The 15,001-nt window shown below is 61.0% G+C and carries 14 protein-coding genes and 3 pseudogenes; 14 read left to right on the top strand and 3 right to left on the bottom strand.

The features are described 5' to 3' along the window. Window positions 1-265: 265 nt before the first annotated feature. Complete coding sequence (locus tag BPHY_RS17835) at window positions 266-829, top strand: TetR/AcrR family transcriptional regulator (protein ID WP_012402841.1); 564 nt, start codon at window positions 266-268, stop codon at window positions 827-829. On the opposite strand, the pseudogene istA reads toward BPHY_RS17835, so the two are convergent. Beyond that, window positions 823-1,871: pseudogene (istA, locus tag BPHY_RS17830) on the bottom strand (IS21 family transposase); the annotation flags it as partial. The gene BPHY_RS17835 and the pseudogene istA overlap by 7 nt on opposite strands. A 451-nt stretch (window positions 1,872-2,322) precedes the next feature. On the opposite strand from istA, the gene BPHY_RS42550 reads away from it, so the two are divergent. From BPHY_RS42550 to BPHY_RS43160, 6 genes and pseudogenes are all read left to right on the top strand, one after another. Continuing rightward, a complete protein-coding gene (locus BPHY_RS42550) occupies window positions 2,323-2,469 on the top strand; it encodes a hypothetical protein (protein ID WP_167538878.1) in 147 nt (48 codons plus the stop codon). A gap of 43 nt (window positions 2,470-2,512) precedes the next feature. Further along, window positions 2,513-2,698 (top strand): annotated as a pseudogene (locus tag BPHY_RS39605) (glycogen/starch/alpha-glucan phosphorylase); the annotation flags it as partial. Then, a complete protein-coding gene (gene glgX / locus BPHY_RS17825; RefSeq protein ID WP_083775876.1) occupies window positions 2,685-4,778 on the top strand; it encodes a glycogen debranching protein GlgX in 2,094 nt (697 codons plus the stop codon). The pseudogene BPHY_RS39605 and the gene glgX, both read left to right, overlap by 14 nt. Before the next feature lie 649 nt (window positions 4,779-5,427). Further along, window positions 5,428-5,646, top strand: a complete 219-nt coding sequence (locus tag BPHY_RS43170; protein ID WP_244257655.1) for a hypothetical protein — start codon at window positions 5,428-5,430, stop codon at window positions 5,644-5,646. Next, a complete protein-coding gene (locus tag BPHY_RS43165) occupies window positions 5,643-5,963 on the top strand; it encodes a CYTH domain-containing protein (RefSeq protein WP_244257654.1) in 321 nt (106 codons plus the stop codon). Before BPHY_RS43170 ends, BPHY_RS43165 begins: the two co-directional genes overlap by 4 nt. Beyond that, the gene (locus BPHY_RS43160) at window positions 5,960-6,520 is read left to right on the top strand and encodes a CYTH domain-containing protein (RefSeq protein ID WP_052306119.1); all 561 of its coding nucleotides are present in this window, start codon (window positions 5,960-5,962) and stop codon (window positions 6,518-6,520) included. The genes BPHY_RS43165 and BPHY_RS43160 overlap by 4 nt, the downstream gene beginning before the upstream one ends. A 274-nt stretch (window positions 6,521-6,794) precedes the next feature. Here BPHY_RS43160 and BPHY_RS43155 read toward each other — a convergent pair. Continuing rightward, a pseudogene (locus tag BPHY_RS43155) lies at window positions 6,795-7,259 on the bottom strand (LysR family transcriptional regulator); the annotation flags it as partial. Between the two features lie 6 nt (window positions 7,260-7,265). After that, the gene (locus tag BPHY_RS17810) at window positions 7,266-7,973 is read right to left on the bottom strand and encodes a TetR/AcrR family transcriptional regulator (protein WP_012402838.1); all 708 of its coding nucleotides are present in this window, start codon (window positions 7,971-7,973) and stop codon (window positions 7,266-7,268) included. A 126-nt stretch (window positions 7,974-8,099) separates the two neighbouring features. Between BPHY_RS17810 and BPHY_RS17805 the strand changes: the two genes are divergently transcribed. The 7 genes from BPHY_RS17805 to BPHY_RS17775 are packed head-to-tail and all read left to right on the top strand — an operon-like array spanning window position 8,100 to window position 14,825. Continuing rightward, a complete protein-coding gene (locus BPHY_RS17805) occupies window positions 8,100-8,981 on the top strand; it encodes an alpha/beta fold hydrolase (RefSeq protein ID WP_012402837.1) in 882 nt (293 codons plus the stop codon). Window positions 8,982-9,005: 24 nt separating this feature from the next. Further along, the gene (locus BPHY_RS17800) at window positions 9,006-10,016 is read left to right on the top strand and encodes a VOC family protein (RefSeq protein ID WP_012402836.1); all 1,011 of its coding nucleotides are present in this window, start codon (window positions 9,006-9,008) and stop codon (window positions 10,014-10,016) included. Beyond that, window positions 10,013-11,776 carry a bifunctional 3-(3-hydroxy-phenyl)propionate/3-hydroxycinnamic acid hydroxylase gene (locus BPHY_RS17795; RefSeq protein WP_012402835.1) on the top strand — a complete coding sequence of 588 codons (1,764 nt, stop codon included), beginning with the start codon at window positions 10,013-10,015 and terminating at the stop codon, window positions 11,774-11,776. The genes BPHY_RS17800 and BPHY_RS17795 overlap by 4 nt, the downstream gene beginning before the upstream one ends. A 25-nt stretch (window positions 11,777-11,801) precedes the next feature. Continuing rightward, window positions 11,802-12,611: a 2-keto-4-pentenoate hydratase gene (locus BPHY_RS17790; RefSeq protein WP_012402834.1), complete on the top strand. Its 810-nt coding sequence runs from the start codon at window positions 11,802-11,804 to the stop codon at window positions 12,609-12,611. Beyond that, the gene (locus tag BPHY_RS17785; protein ID WP_012402833.1) at window positions 12,608-13,555 is read left to right on the top strand and encodes an acetaldehyde dehydrogenase (acetylating); all 948 of its coding nucleotides are present in this window, start codon (window positions 12,608-12,610) and stop codon (window positions 13,553-13,555) included. Before BPHY_RS17790 ends, BPHY_RS17785 begins: the two co-directional genes overlap by 4 nt. 11 nt (window positions 13,556-13,566) lie before the next feature. After that, window positions 13,567-14,616, top strand: coding sequence for a 4-hydroxy-2-oxovalerate aldolase (gene dmpG, locus BPHY_RS17780; RefSeq protein WP_012402832.1), 1,050 nt, complete (start codon window positions 13,567-13,569; stop codon window positions 14,614-14,616). Next, complete coding sequence (locus BPHY_RS17775) at window positions 14,613-14,825, top strand: hypothetical protein (protein WP_157686627.1); 213 nt, start codon at window positions 14,613-14,615, stop codon at window positions 14,823-14,825. Before dmpG ends, BPHY_RS17775 begins: the two co-directional genes overlap by 4 nt. Window positions 14,826-15,001: the final 176 nt, after the last annotated feature.

The following is a 15,001-nucleotide window of genomic DNA, read 5'->3' as shown; positions in this document are numbered from 1 at the left end:
TGCCTGGGCCGGCGGCAGAAGGTGCTGCCGCTGGCTTCGGTCGGCGCTGCTAAAGCTTCGAAACGTTATGGACAGGCGGTGCAACCGTTTGGGTCCGCTCGCGCCCTCCATTTAAATATTGACAAAGGTATCAGTTATGAGTGTAATGGCGAAATTCCGCTGACGAGCCTTAGCCGGTTGCAGCGGGGCCATCGAGAAACGGCGATTTCACCGGTCCGTCTCTGCGCAGCCGAGCGCGGACGGAGAGATTGCCTCAAGCCACGCCATGAAGCCCGAACGCCTGAGCCACGCGCGCAGAAAAGAGCAGACCCGGGAGCGCCTGTACGGCGCCGCACGGACCATGTTCCTCGAGAAGGGTTTCGCTGCGACGAGCGTGGAGGATATCGTCGAGGCCGCCGGGTACACGAGGGGCGCGTTTTACTCCAATTTCAGGAGCAAACAGGACCTGCTGACGGAACTGTTGCGGCGCGATGCCGATGAGGCGCAGGCGGATCTGCAGGCGATCTTTCAAGAGGAGGGCACGCCCGAGCACGCGACGGCGCGCGCGATTGCTAATTTCGTCCGCTCCTACCGTGAGCGCGAATGCTTTCCGCTATGGGTCGAGGCGTACCTCCTCGCACGCCGCGACCGCGCCTTTCAGGAGCGCGTTCATGCGTTGCGGCACGAGAAGCTTTTGCAGATCAGCGCCCATATTCAAACGCTCCTTACGGACTGCGACAACGCATTGCCGCCGCGGGCGGACGCACTCGCGCTCGGCTTCGTGAGCCTGTGCGAAGGCATGCAACTCTTTAGTCTGTGCTATCCGCCGAATGCGACCGACCATGCCTGACGCTCCGGGAGCTGCTCGAGCAGGCGGTCGAAGCTCAGGCGAAACGCCTCGCGCGGAAAGATCTGATCGCGGTAGACCAGGTTGAGCAGTGCCATGGGCTTGCGGCGCAGCGCGTGGATGACGTGCCGGTAGTTGATGACGTGGCCGTGCTTGCCCTTGGGGCCTGCACGGCCGCGCTGAGTGTCATCAGGGCCGTACTGCCAAGAAACAGCTCCAGCCGGCCGTCGTACAGGCGCACGCGCAGGTGATGGCCGATCAGCCGTGACGGGACGGTCTAGAACACCTTGCGCAGCACGAACCCGCAGGTGGTCGTGACGTACACGCGCGTTTCCTCGTAGTCACACGTACGCTGGGCCGGAAGAGGCTGAAGCAGTGCCCGCTCGGCCTCAATGCGTTTGCCATTACGCGCGTTGATTCGACCGACGATCTCGTCGATGAAGCGGCGATAGGAATCGAGATCATCGAAGTCGTTAGTGCCGCGCAGAAGCAACGCATCGCGCACTGCGTTCTTGAGGTGGCCGTGAGGGCTCTCGATGGAGCCGTTCTCATGGGCAATACCCCGGTTGTTGCGCGTGGGCTGCATGCCGTAGTGAGCACACAGCGCCTCGTAACGTGTGGTCAGATCCTCGCGCGCCTCGGCTTCGAGATTGCGGAACGCCGCCGACAGGCTGTCGCTGCGGTGCTCACGCGGCACGCCTCCAAGTGCCCAGATGGCGTTGTGCAGCCCTTCAGCCAGCGCGACATAGCTCTCGCCGACGAGAATGACGTGAGCGTGCTCAAAGCCCGAGCAGGCCAGCCGAAAGTGATAGAGGCGGTGATCCAGCGCGACACCCGCCACAGTGACGCCCAGGCTGTCCATTTCGGTGAAGTCGGACAACCCGAGACGACCGGGTTCGTGTACCTGCCGGAACATAACGTCATGCTCCTCGCCATGGAGTGCGCGCCAGTCGCGAATACGCCGCTCGAGTGCGCGGCGCAGGGCAAACAGCCCCGTGCCGTGCACGCGCGAATGTCGCGCCGAAATGCGTCGCGCTCGGCGCATGTGTCGTTTCCTTCAGTAGCCGCCGGGGCAGATGGCACCGGTGCAGCCGGATCATGCAGCGGCACCTGCGATGTTGGTCAAGGCGATGCGCAACTAGTCAACTGTCAGGCGCATGTCGGCCACGCCGTGCAGGCCGCGAACGCGACGCTGCAAGCACAGATGGCGGCAGTACGTCAGGCCGATGTGCGCTGGCGGCCGGGCTTGGCCCTGGAGCCCGCGCGAAGACCTGCCCCGCGTGCCCGACTGCGACGCGCCCGACGGTGAGCCGTCCGCCACGGACACGGGTCGTGGCTCGCAAGATGCCGGTCGCCTGGCGCCACCCGGCAAGACGGCGGCGCGCCGCAAGAAGCGGAGCCCGGGTTGAGATAGCGGTCGCACCCGAAAAAGCGAAGCCTCGCGATCAGGGGCAACCCGGCGCAAGGCACCGGCCCGTCCGCCGATCGGCGCGCTGATGCGCTACGGCGAGCGGGCCGTGCGCGTCATCGCCGAAGCGAGCCGCCAGCGCGTGATCATCGAGTCGGTTGACGAGGACGGCCGCACCTTCCGGAGCACCGTGAAGTGGGCGAATCTGGAGGAGATGGGGCAGGGACTTGTCTAGCGGGTATGATCGCGTATCCTTTTCCCCGTTGGCCCGCGGTGTCCACACCGACTACGTAACGGGTCACGAGCGCGTGAGCGCAGCGTGGCAAGAGCCGGCGCGCTGAACCAGCATGTCGGTTCTGAATACGGCGCGCTCGGGGAAATTCTCTTCGGATCGCGCGATAAGCGAATACTGCGAGCGCATCTGGAAGATCTCTCACGTGAGAATCGACCTTGACCGAAGCTGATGCCGAACCGGTCCCGCGTTACGTCGTACGCGCCGGATCACGTTTTCCGCCAGGCGCTACCGTAGTGCCCGAAGGTGTCAATTTTTGCATTTTTTGCCGACATGCGACGCATGTCGAACTGTTGCTGTATGAAGCGGCGGATAGCGCGGAGCCGTTCCAGGTCGTCGTGCTTACGTCCGAGCATAATCGCTCGTTCTTCTATTGGCACGTACTGGTCGAGAACCTGCCTCCGCACGTCTGCTACACGTGGCGGGTGGACGGGCCGCATGACGCTCAAAACACCGGGCGTGTGTTCGACGCCCGCCGCGAACTGCTCGATCCGTTCGCGCATGCGGTAAGCGACCTGCTCTGGGACCGGCGCAAGACCATCGAATCGGCGGACGTGGCGAACGCGGTTTACCGTGCGATCGTCGTCGAATCCACGGCTGCGCCGCGCTTGCCGGTTGCGCGCGGCCTCGATGACTCGATCATTTACGAACTTCACGTCGGCGGCTTTACACGCGATCCTTCGAGCGGCGTTCGGCATCCCGGCACATTCGACGGACTGATCGAAAAGATTCCGTATTTTCAGCAACTCGGCGTGACGCACCTCGAGCTGCTGCCCGTGATGGCGTTCGACGAACAGGATGTGCCCGACCCGGTCGCTGCACGCAGTCTAGTCAACTACTGGGGCTACAGCACGCATAGTTTTCACAGCCCGCATCCGCGCTATTGCGTCGATCCGGCAAACGCCGTGAACGAATTTCGTGCGATGACGGACGCCATGCACGCCGCGGGAATTCAGGTGCTGCTCGACGTGGTCTTCAATCACACGGCAGAAGCGGGCGAGGCGGGACCCGTCATCAACTTCAAGGGGTTCGCCAACGACATCTTCTATCAGCACGATCCGGGCGACGCACGCCGCTATCTCGACTACACCGGCTGTGGGAACACAGTGAACTGCAACCATCCGCTCGTGACGGCGTTCATCGTGCATTGCCTCGAATACTGGGTCGAAGAAATGGGCGTCGACGGCTTCAGGTTCGATCTTGCCAGCGTCTTCGCGCGCGACGGGCACGGCGAACTGATGATCGATCCGCCACTCCCATGGGCGATCGAATCGTCGCGCACCCTGTCGCGCGTGCCGCTGATCGCGGAAGCGTGGGATGCGGCAGGCCTTTATCACGTCGGGGCGTTTCCGGGCATGGCGTGGGCAGAATGGAATGGACGTTACCGCGATGTGATTCGCCGCTTCGTGCGCGGCGACGCCGGGATCATCGGGGAGGTCGCGACCTGCATCGCCGGGAGCGCGGATCTTTACGCGGACGACGGCAGATTGCCGGGCAGTAGCGTGAACTTCGTCACCTGTCACGACGGCTTTACTCTGAACGACCTCGTCAGCTACAACGGCAAGCACAACGAGGCCAATGGCCAGGAAAACCGCGACGGCTCGAACGACAACCTGTCATGGAACTGCGGTGCGGAAGGCGAAACGGATGACGCGGGAATCGTGCAACTGCGTGGCCGTCAGGCCCGCAATCTGATGGCCATACTTTTTCTGAGCCAGGGCGTGCCGATGATGCTCGCGGGTGATGAAGTACTCCATAGCCAGCACGGCAATAATAATGGCTATTGCCAGGATAACGCGCTTTCGTGGTTCGACTGGCGTCGGGTCGAATCCGCATCGGGAATGCTGCGGTTCATGCGCGAACTGATCGCGTTGCGCAAGCGTCACGCAAGTCTGCGCCGACGGCGCTTTCTGACGGGGCGACCCGTGCAGGGCCACGCGCACCCGGACATCGCATGGCACGGCGAACGCCTCCATGAGCCCGAGTGGCAGAATCCGCGAGCGCGGCTTCTCGCATTTACCGTGGGCGGTGAAGATCCGGGAGAGGCGCTCCTTCATGTAGTTCTGAACATGGACGATTTGGCACGTCAGGTCGCGCTTCCCACTGTCCTCGGCGGAAAGTGCTGGTACCGGATCATCGATACCGCACAGGCCAGTCCGCATGACATTCTTTCGGCGCCACGCAAAGCAGCGACTGAGTTGGATCACTGTTTGATACAGCCGCGTACGGTCGTCGTACTGGAGGCAGACTGAATTTCGCTTAAGCGAACGGGCGCGCTTCAGTCGCGCAGCGCGGATTTCGCTTTCGAGCGGCTCTTTTCGCAGGTACGCTATTGGTTCCGGGTGAGACAGCTCACTCGCAATCGCTGAACTGCGAACGGTCGACGCGCTCTACATCACCCCATTCCCGAAAGGCTTTCCATGCTTTCTGGTAAGCCTCCTTTGCTATCAGCCAGTCATTGGGCCAACTTCCAATGCGACATCCATTTGTACGCGTATAGGCTGGAAGCGGTCAATTTCTGATCTTCCGACGTGCAATGCAGGCATCACCGCGGGAGTTCGTCATGAAAAGCCCGATTGGCGTATCGAGTACACCGACATGATAGGACTGACGTCCCGTCACGCTGAAACGCAGGACAATTCAGTAGCCGGCACATCGACCGCCCGTCAAGATTCGGACGAGTTCGTGAGGATGCGCCAGCAGGTTGCGGCAGCGGATCGTGAATACGACCGTGAAGCTGCGGCGGCCAAAAAGGTGTATGACCCAAGAAGGCGGAAGCGAAGAAGAAGCGCGACGCCGCGATCTCGGTCGCCTATCACGGCGCGGGCCAGTAGGGGCCGTCTTGCTGATGTTGCCGTGGTGGCCGCGCATTACGCGGCGGCAGGCGCTAACGAGAGGATCATGAATTTCCCCTCACGCGTCGCCCGGCAGTGTCTAACGTTTAAAGGCAAGCCTCCGGTCGTCGCCGCTTTGTCGGTCGCTTCGACAACTTCTGTGTATGCGCAAAAGAATTCCTGTGCTACTGACACAGCGATGAACGCCTTTGGCGATGCAGCCGTGAAGGACCGGAGGTACTCGTTGAACGGCGTAAAAACGGAGACAACCATGGACCGGGAGTGAAAGTTACGAATCACCCCGAGGATCGAGACAAGCTCCTCCAGGCACCTTTGCTCGCGCACGCTCGGGCGGAGGCTGACCCACCGACACTCCTCACCAGCACTTATTTCGACACGCCGGAACTGGCCATTCACGGATGTAAGGCATCCCTGCGCGTCCGATCTGGCGGGCCGCAGCGGCTTCAGACATTGAAGCTCGACGGCGCAGTCGAGGCGGGCGTGTTCGACCGCGATGAGTTCGAGACGCCGGTCGCCAGTGACACGCCCGACCTCGCGCTGCTGCATGACGCGATATCCCTGAAACGGATTGTGGCAAGGTGATCCGGGATCCGGGCGTTGCCGCGCGGCTCGCTCCTGTGTTTGTCACACGCATCAATCGGACCACGATCACAGTGCATCTGCCGCCGGAAGACGGAATTGAAGTGGCGCTCGACGAGGGAACCGTCAAGGCGCAAGCGGGCTCCGTGCCGCTTATCGCTGTCGAGCTCGAACTCAAGCGGGGCGAGCCGCAGGCGCTTTACTCTGCGGCACTCGAGCTTCTTAAGACCGCGCCGATGCGAATCGACCATCGCAGCAAGGCCAATGTGGGTTACGAATTGCTTGTTGCCGAGCACGCGGAAGCTGTCAAGGCCAAGCCTGTGTGCCTTGGGAAGGGTGATTCGATCGAAAACGCGTTCTGCACGATCCTGCACAACTGCCTTGAGCAGGTGCACGCCAACGAGCGCGGCGTGGTTTCCGGCCGTGATCCGTCCTGCGTGCATCAGATGCGGGTCGGACTTCGTCGCTTGCGCTCTGCGCTGGACCTGTTCAAGGAGATAATCCCTGCCGCCGCCTCAACATTCCATGTTCATATTCGTCGCGTCGAACACGATAAATGAAAAGGACCCCGTGTATCGAACCGCTGCCCCGACATGTATTCCTCGCCCGCATGCTCGTGACGCAGGCCGGTCCCACACACCGTCCGAACAGGCTGGCTGCTGTGCCGGGTGATGGCTGGGTTACCATTACGGGGAAAGCGGATGCTTTGCGGCACTGTCCTTCCGTTCGCTTATGTGTCGATGCCAGCTCTTAGATAGTTTTCCTTAGTTGTGCGGGCCAGCACTGCTCGCCGTGAAGCATCGTCGGAAACAGTCGCGGCTGCGAATGTCTGCTTCAGGTAGCGATGCTGCGCGTGCTGAAAAGGCTGGATATCAGATCCATCTGATCCAGCTGGTTAATCCACCATGTCAATGCGCGACCTGCCTTATCCTCACGCCAGCCAAGGTAGCAGTACGTATGCTCTCTCATCCCTATCACCCGCTGCTCGACGAGCTTTCCCTGGCGAGCATGCCGACGGCAATGCCTTCGCACAGGACGCGAAGTTTGGCTGCCAGGGTCGGCACGATAATGACCGGTTGTCCGTCTGAATGACGACCGATCCCGGTTCGAGCGCACGCGACGTATCGCTGATGACGCCGCCGCGTTGACTCGAAATGGTCACGCTGTCGAGCGGCTCTTTGACAGCGGCATGCGGATGATGGGGCGCCACGACAAAATCATGACGCGCCTGACGGGCTTTGCTGCGCCGTTCGGCGCGTGCCGCAGCTCGCCGACGGCACCGATCGCGATCTCAGTTTGTTTCGCTCAACGAGATGAGCCCAGCATCTGCTGCTGGAGCCTTGCATGCCCCCGCTCAAGCAGAGAACCGGCGGGTACCGCGATAGACACGAGTTCGCCATGCACCAAAGCCTGGGCCTTTGATCTGCTGACCCCGAGACTTCGAAGAATGGCGGCGACCGCCTGTTCAGGCTGCGCGCACTCTTGCCCTTCAGCGGTGAAGCGCTGGATCGTCGTCAGCACTGTCCCGGCGATCACATCGAGTGCCACTTTAACTGTGACGTCGCGGAAATGACCTTCGGCCAGCCCCTGTTCAATATGAGCCGGCAGATATACGTATATAAGGCTGCTCGGCCCCGCAACGTGTAGACCAGCCGCACAAATGAAGCGCGCAAGGAGCGGGTAAGTGCGCGCCGCATGGAGGAACAGCCGGACGCCACAGGCAATCCGGCGCGCCGGGTCGGCGTATGCACCCACTTCCGTTTCGATGAGGCGAAGGAGTTCGTCGTTGAGTTCCTGTGTAACCGCCGTGAGCAATTCTTCGTTTGTACGGAAGTAATTGTAGAAGGTGCCTTGCGAGACGCCTGCCGCCGCGATTACTTCCTGGATAACGCTCGCTCCAACTCCCTTCTCCGCAAAAACCAGCAGTGCGCTCTCAATAAGTCTTGCGCGCATCCGCTCGCGGCGCTCCGCCGCGACGCGGGTTCGATGATCGATGTTTGTGGTTTCACTCATGTCGCAATTATACGGCGCGACGGACCTCCGTTCATCTGATCCCTAGGTAAAAACGAGAATATTGTCATAATGACAAATAACTCATTAAAATGGGTCGTACTGAGCGAACTTGGAGCAACTGACGTCATGGATGTCTCATCTCTCACTAGCGCGATGACCGAGCGCATCGTTCGGGTTGGTGCACGACAGATTTTTCTGACGGAAGCCGGCCGTGGCCCGGCGGTGCTGATGCTTCACGGTGGCGGTCCCGGCGCGTCGGGCGTCTCAAATTACTCGAGAAACGTCGAAGCGCTGGCCCGTCGTTTTCGGGTTCTGGTTCCTGACATGCCTGGCTACGGGAAATCGACCAAGGGCCTCGATCGCGGCGATCCGTTCGGCGACCTGGCCACCTGCATGCTCGGCATGCTGGACTCGCTGGGAATTGGGCGCGCGCACGTGATTGGTAACTCGCTCGGTGGCGCATGCGCGCTGCGCATGGCGCTTGAGCGCCCAGAAACCGTCGGCCGTCTGGTGTTGATGGGGCCGGGCGGCGTGGACACCACACGCCAGTTGCCCACTCCGGGGCTCAAGCGGTTGCTGACTTACTACAAGGGCGAGGGACCGACGCTGGAAAAACTCACCAGGTTTATCCGCGGCGACCTGATCTATGACGCCGGTCTGGTTCCTGAAAGCGTGATCCGGGAGCGCTTTCGGGCCAGCATCGACCCCGAGGTCGTAGCCAGCCCGCCGTTGCTTGGACCGAAGGGCGTTCCGCAGTTCAGGAAGATTGACTTCACACGCGATCCGCGCCTGAAGTCGGTGCAAAACCCTGCACTGGTGCTCTGGGGCACAGAGGACAAAGTAAACCGTCCCAGTGGTGCGCACTCGCTGCAACGACGCATGGCTAACTGCGACGTGTATCTATTTAGCAAGACCGGCCACTGGGTGCAGTGGGAGCGAGCCGAGGAATTCAATGCCGCCGTAGTGGCGTTTCTTGCGCAGGACGGCATTAAGGCGGGTACCGCCTAACCCGATAACCAGGAGAGTGCCGCCATGCCAACCATCGCGAATCCGGCGCCCGCACCGGAAAGTCTCTTCGGCCGCGTCCGTATGGGCTATCTGCTGGCCGAGTCTGCGCGGCTCGACGAATGGAGAAGATTCTCCGCCGAAGGTCTCGGCCTGCATGTCGATATTCCCCAGCCGGGCGTGGTGGCCTGCCGCATCGATGCGCATCAACGACGTTTGATCGTCCGTGAAGGTGCGGTCGAAGATGTGATCGCAATCGGATGGCAACTGGACGATGAGGCTGCGCTACAGCTCGCATTCGCGCGTCTGGCCAAGCGGGGCATTATCGTACAGGAAGGCAGTGCGGCAGAGGCGGCCTTGCGCGGCGTCGAGAAATTCTGGTTCTTTGCGGGTCCCAAGAAACTGCGCATCGAAATTTTCACGGGCGCCGTGCTCAGCGACCTGCCCTTGCGCATGAAAGGGCAGGGCTTCGTAACCGGTGCGGCAGGCATGGGACACGTCGCTGTGACGACACGCGAGCCGGAAGTCATGCAGGCATTCTGGAAGAGCGTGTTCGATGCGCGGCTTTCCGACGAAATAAAGGACAGGATCGACGGTCTGAAACTCGACTTCGCCTTCCTTCGATTCAACGAGCGTCACCACTCGTTGGCGACCGCATCGACGCGCGGCGTTCGCCTGAATCCATTGCGCACCCAGATCCATCACTTGAATCTTCAGTGTGCATCGCTGGACGACGTGACCCAGTCCTATCTGCGCTGTCGTGCGATGGGTTATCGGATCGCCAACACCATTGGCCAGCATCCCAACGACCGCGAACTCTCTTTCTACGTTGAAACGCCGTCCGGATGGGAAATTGAATTGGGCTGGAACCCGATTGTGGTGGATGAGCATACGTGGCGCACCGCAACCTACGAGGGGATCAGCCTGTGGGGTCACCGCCCTCAAAACCTCAGTCTGCGAGCCAGATTGCGGCGCTTTCGCCGGGCTCTCGCGTCGCTGATGCAGCCCGAGTTCACTGTACAAGGAGAGCAGTTATGAACGTTGCGGATCGGGAGGATGCATGCGACGTCGCGATCGTGGGGCTGGGCCCTACCGGCCTCGTGCTGGCGCACATGCTCGGCCGGGCCGGCCATCGCGTCGTCGTACTGGAACGCGAGCCGGTCTTTTATGGCAATGCCCGCGCGGTGTACACCGACGACGAATGCATGCGCATTTTCCAGCATCTCGATGTTGCGGACGAACTGCAATCGCAGATGATGATGGAGACGCCCGTTCAGCTAGTGCGCCCGGACGGTACCCCGATCGCGCAGTACATGCCACGCAAGCGCCCTTTGGGCTGGCCGGTTATCAACTTTTTCTATCAACCGTATCTGGAAACGACGCTCTCCGAATCCCTGCGGCGTTATCCGAATGTCGAGGTCCGTAGGGGACGCGAGGTCGTCGACTTCTCACAGAACTCGGAAGGGGTGAGCATCGTGCATCAGGCAACGCGGGAAGCGCGGTTCAGCGACAGCAGTGATGCGCGCGCACCCTTGCGGGGCGATCCCGACATTCAGTGCATGGGGGCGCGTTATATGGTCGGTGCAGATGGCGGGCGCAGCATCGTGCGTACAAAACTGGGCATCGAAATGTCCGGCAGAAGTTTTCCGGAGCCGTGGCTCGTAGTGGACCTCGAGCGCAAGCCAGGAACAGACGCATTGCGTCATCTACCGTACTTCAACTTCGTGGTCGATTCCCGGCTACCCGTCGTAAGCTGTGTCCAGCCCGACAAGTTCCACCGCTTCGAATTCATGCTGATGCCGGGGGAAACGAAGGAGAACATGGAGCAGCCCGAGACGGTCCGCAAGTACCTCTCCATGTTTGTTGATCCGGACCAGTTCGTCGTCAAGCGCAAGCTGGTCTACACGTTTAACGCGTTGATCGCGGCCAAATGGCGGGTGGATCGCATCCTGCTGGCCGGGGATGCTGCACACATGACGCCGCAATTCATGGGGCAAGGCGCCAGTTCCGGCGTACGCGACGCGTACAACCTCGGCTGGAAGCTTGACCTGGTCCTGCGCGGCGTTGCTGGCGATGCGCTGCTGAATACCTACCAGTCGGAGCGACACGGTCATGCAAAGGCGATGATCGACGTATCCGTTTTGCTCAAGAACGTTGTGTCCGCAAGGAATCCATTTGCCACGCTCGCGCGTGACATCTCGCTCAACGCGATCAGGATGGTTCCTCCACTCAGGCGCTGGTTCCGGGAGGGCGGTTTCAAGCCAACACCTGTCTACAGAAAGAACGCCTATTTGGGCCTGCCGCGGCGCGGCCGGAAAGGGCCGGAGGGCGCGCTGGCACCCCAGCCCGAGGTGCGTCTTTTCGACGGCTCCCGGCGGCGTATGGACGACCTGCTCGGCCACGGATTTTCGCTGGTCGGACTGAATGTTGACCCGTTCCGGCATCTGGACAAAGCGTCGGCGCAGACGCTGAAAGCATTATCGATACAGGCAATCACGCTCTACCCATACGGCGGCCGTCCGCAGGGGCTCAACGGCGTGGAACGTCACAGCCGGAATGGTGCGACGGAAGTGGAGGACATCAATGGCGACATGATCGACTGGTTCAGGAAAGCGGGCTTCAGCAAGGAAGCCGTCGCGATTCTAAGGCCCGACCGTTTCACCTTTGCCGTGGTTCCCGCGGTCGCCCTCAATCGAGCCTTGGTCCGACTGTGTGACCAGTTGGGAAAGCAAGAGGGTGTGTGCACTCCGTTCGCGCGCGTATCGACGGATGCACCATCCGTCGCCAAAGCCGCCTGACATCCGATTCTCGATCTCAACTGCCATGACCCAAACGCTCGATCAAACAGCCATCCAAGCGGCGGCCGAAGCGTTGCGTAACGCGCGCGCAACCTGCACACCCATCGATCCGATTTCCACTCGGTATGGCATTTCCGGTCTTGAGGCCGCCTACGCCGTCGCCGAAGCAAACACGACCACGCTAACCGATGCCGGCCGCCGGATCGTCGGCAAGAAGATCGGCTTGACGTCGGTCGCAGTGCAGCAGCAACTGGGAGTTGACCAGCCGGACTTTGGCGTGCTCTTTGACGATATGGAATATCTCGACGGCGACGAAATTCCGGTGAGCCGTCTGCTGCAACCGAAAATTGAAGCCGAAGTGGCATTCGTTGTCGGGCGTGACATCGATGACGAGGCACCAAGCTACGGGCGGGTTCTGTCGTCGCTGGCCTATGCGCTCCCCGCGCTCGAGATTGTGGACAGTGCCATCGCGGACTGGCGGATCACGCTTGAGGACACGGTCGCGGACAACGCGTCTTGCGGTCTGTACGTACTCGGACACCAGCCGGTCGCTCTTGGTCAGCTGTCGCTCGATGAGCTTGGCATGTCGATGACCCGCCATGGAAAGATCGTGTCCACCGGAAGCGGCGCAGCCTGTCTGGGCCACCCGCTGCGTGCTGTGTACTGGCTGGCATGCACGATGGGGCGACGCGGCAAAAAGTTGCGAGCGGGCGACGTCATCCTCTCAGGCGCTCTGGGCGCGATGGTTCCCCTTGGCCGGGCAGACGCTATTCACGCGCAGATTGGCGCACTCGGCAGCGTGAGTTGCCGCATCGCAGGAGGAGAGGATCGATGAAGAGGAAACTGAAGGTCGCCATTATCGGCAGCGGCAACATTGGCACTGATCTCATGATCAAGATTTTGCGACACGGCGAGCACATCGAGATGGGCGCGATGGTGGGAATCGACGCAGCATCGGACGGACTCCAGCGCGCTGCGCGCCTCGGGGTGGTCACGACGCACGAGGGCGTCGAAGGGCTCAGTCGAATGCCAGTGTTCGCGGATATCGATATCGTTTTCGACGCAACGTCCGCCTCGGCGCACACGCGCAATGACGCGTTCCTGCGCGCCATCAAGCCCGGCATCCGCTTCGTGGATCTGACTCCGGCGGCCATCGGCCCGTATTGCATCCCGGTGGTGAACGGTGAGCGCCACCTTGATGCGCCCAATGTCAACATGGTGACTTGTGGTGGTCAGGCAACCATTCCGATGGTCGCCGCTGTATCGAGGGTCGCGAGAGTCCGTTACGCCGAGATCGTTGCTTCCATCTCGAGCAGGAGCGCCGGGCCCGGCACGCGCGCCAACATAGATGAGTTCACCGAGACTACGTCCCGGGCAATCGAGGTGGTGGGTGGTGCGGCCGTGGGCAAGGCGATCATCGTTCTCAACCCGGCGGAACCGCCGCTGATCATGCGCGATACGGTGTACACGCTCAGTGAATTCGTCGATGAACGCCAGATCGAGGAATCAGTGACCCGCATGGCGGAGGCGGTCCAGACATACGTGCCCGGCTACCGTCTGAAGCAGCGCGTGCAGTTCGACCGCATCGACGCCGATGGGCCGATCCGGATTCCGGGCATCAGCGACCGCATGGTCGGCCTCAAAACCTCGATTTACCTCGAAATCGAGGGCGCGGCTCACTATCTGCCCGCTTACGCCGGCAACCTCGACATCATGACGAGTGCCGCGAAGGTCACGGCCGAGGGAGTCGCCAACCGCCTTCTGGCCAACAAAAAGTGAGTTCTGCTGATATGGACAAGAAACTCTACATCTCCGACGTGACGCTGCGCGATGGCAGTCACGCGATCCGTCATCAGTACAGCGTCGCGCAAGCGAGACGAATCGCCATTGCACTCGACGATGCGAGGGTCGATTCGATTGAAGTTGCGCACGGCGATGGTCTGCAGGGCGGCAGCTTCAACTATGGGTTCGGCGCACACACAGACATCGAGTGGATCAAAGCCGTCGCGAGCGTGGTCAAACACGCGAAAATCGCCACGCTGCTGCTGCCTGGCATCGGCACTGTCCGCGATCTGCGGGCCGCGTATGACGCAGGTGCGCGCATCGCGCGCGTCGCCACGCATTGCACGGAAGCCGATATCTCCCGACAGCACATCGAGTATGCGCGCGAGATCGGCATGGAAGCGGTCGGTTTCCTGATGATGAGCCACATGCAGACCCCTCGAGCGCTGGCGGAACAGGCGAAGCTGATGGAAAGCTACGGGGCGACCTGTTGCTACGTGGTGGATTCAGGTGGTGCGATGAATATGAATGACATACGCGATCGCATGCGAGCCTTCAAGGACACGCTCAGGCCCGAAACCCAGACGGGTATCCACGCGCACCACAATTTGAGCCTCGGCATTGCGAATTCAATCGTTGCGGTCGAAGAAGGGTGCGATCGCGTCGATGCGAGTCTCGCCGGGATGGGGGCTGGTGCGGGGAACGCGCCGCTCGAGGTATTCATCGCCGCGGCAGCCCGTCTCGGCTGGAACCACGGCACCGATCTCTATCGACTGATGGACGCGGCGGACGATATTGTCCGTCCGCTCCAAGACCGTCCTGTACGCGTCGACCGGGAAACGCTCGCGTTGGGCTACGCCGGCGTGTATTCGAGCTTTCTGCGTCATGCGGAGCGAGCCGCCAGCAAATACGGCCTCAAAACCGTGGATATTCTCGTCGAACTGGGGCGCCGAAGAATGGTCGGCGGACAGGAAGACATGATCGTCGACGTTGCTCTGGATCTGTGTGGGGCGCGCGAGTTTGCATCTTCAGCTTCGGGCCGTGCCGATCTGATATGAGATTGTTTCGCCTTCACCGTTTCATCGCCGCGCTGCTGAAATATCTCTTGAGCAATGCCTTCGACCAACCTCTGGCTGTTTTTCGTCCATCACGCCGACGGTTCGTGGTGCGTGCCGACCTGAGGCTGAACGCTTTGCCGATGCGCTTTCACCAACACGCCAAGCAATCGATGCATACATGGCGCTACTACCAGATTGCAGAGGGATAGGTAGCTTGTAGTTTTTCCGATAACAGCGTGATGCGATACGGAGGCGGAAAGCAGCAAGTGTAACTTAGTACAACTACTAGATAGCTAATGCGATTTGCGGCTGGAACCTACGCGGAAAGGTACAACCATCCGAGCCCGCCGATCGATAAAACGGCATACACGATAAGAAAATTTTG

It is taken from the genome of Paraburkholderia phymatum STM815, from assembly GCF_000020045.1.
In the GTDB taxonomy this organism is placed as follows: domain Bacteria; phylum Pseudomonadota; class Gammaproteobacteria; order Burkholderiales; family Burkholderiaceae; genus Paraburkholderia; species Paraburkholderia phymatum.
The sequence above is the reverse complement of the archived record's forward strand: the minus strand, read 5'-3'. Positions and strand labels throughout refer to the sequence as shown.

Coding starts and splice junctions, on each gene's coding strand:
- BPHY_RS43170 (WP_244257655.1), top strand. CDS start 5,428: ATGAATTTCCCCTCACGCGTCGCCCGGCAGTGTCTAACGTTTAAAGGC.
- BPHY_RS42550 (WP_167538878.1), top strand. CDS start 2,323: ATGCGCTACGGCGAGCGGGCCGTGCGCGTCATCGCCGAAGCGAGCCGC.
- BPHY_RS17810 (WP_012402838.1), bottom strand. CDS start 7,973: ATGAGTGAAACCACAAACATCGATCATCGAACCCGCGTCGCGGCGGAG.
- BPHY_RS17785 (WP_012402833.1), top strand. CDS start 12,608: ATGAAGAGGAAACTGAAGGTCGCCATTATCGGCAGCGGCAACATTGGC.
- BPHY_RS17835 (WP_012402841.1), top strand. CDS start 266: ATGAAGCCCGAACGCCTGAGCCACGCGCGCAGAAAAGAGCAGACCCGG.
- dmpG (WP_012402832.1), top strand. CDS start 13,567: ATGGACAAGAAACTCTACATCTCCGACGTGACGCTGCGCGATGGCAGT.
- BPHY_RS17775 (WP_157686627.1), top strand. CDS start 14,613: ATGAGATTGTTTCGCCTTCACCGTTTCATCGCCGCGCTGCTGAAATAT.
- BPHY_RS17795 (WP_012402835.1), top strand. CDS start 10,013: ATGAACGTTGCGGATCGGGAGGATGCATGCGACGTCGCGATCGTGGGG.
- BPHY_RS17805 (WP_012402837.1), top strand. CDS start 8,100: ATGGATGTCTCATCTCTCACTAGCGCGATGACCGAGCGCATCGTTCGG.
- BPHY_RS17800 (WP_012402836.1), top strand. CDS start 9,006: ATGCCAACCATCGCGAATCCGGCGCCCGCACCGGAAAGTCTCTTCGGC.
- BPHY_RS17790 (WP_012402834.1), top strand. CDS start 11,802: ATGACCCAAACGCTCGATCAAACAGCCATCCAAGCGGCGGCCGAAGCG.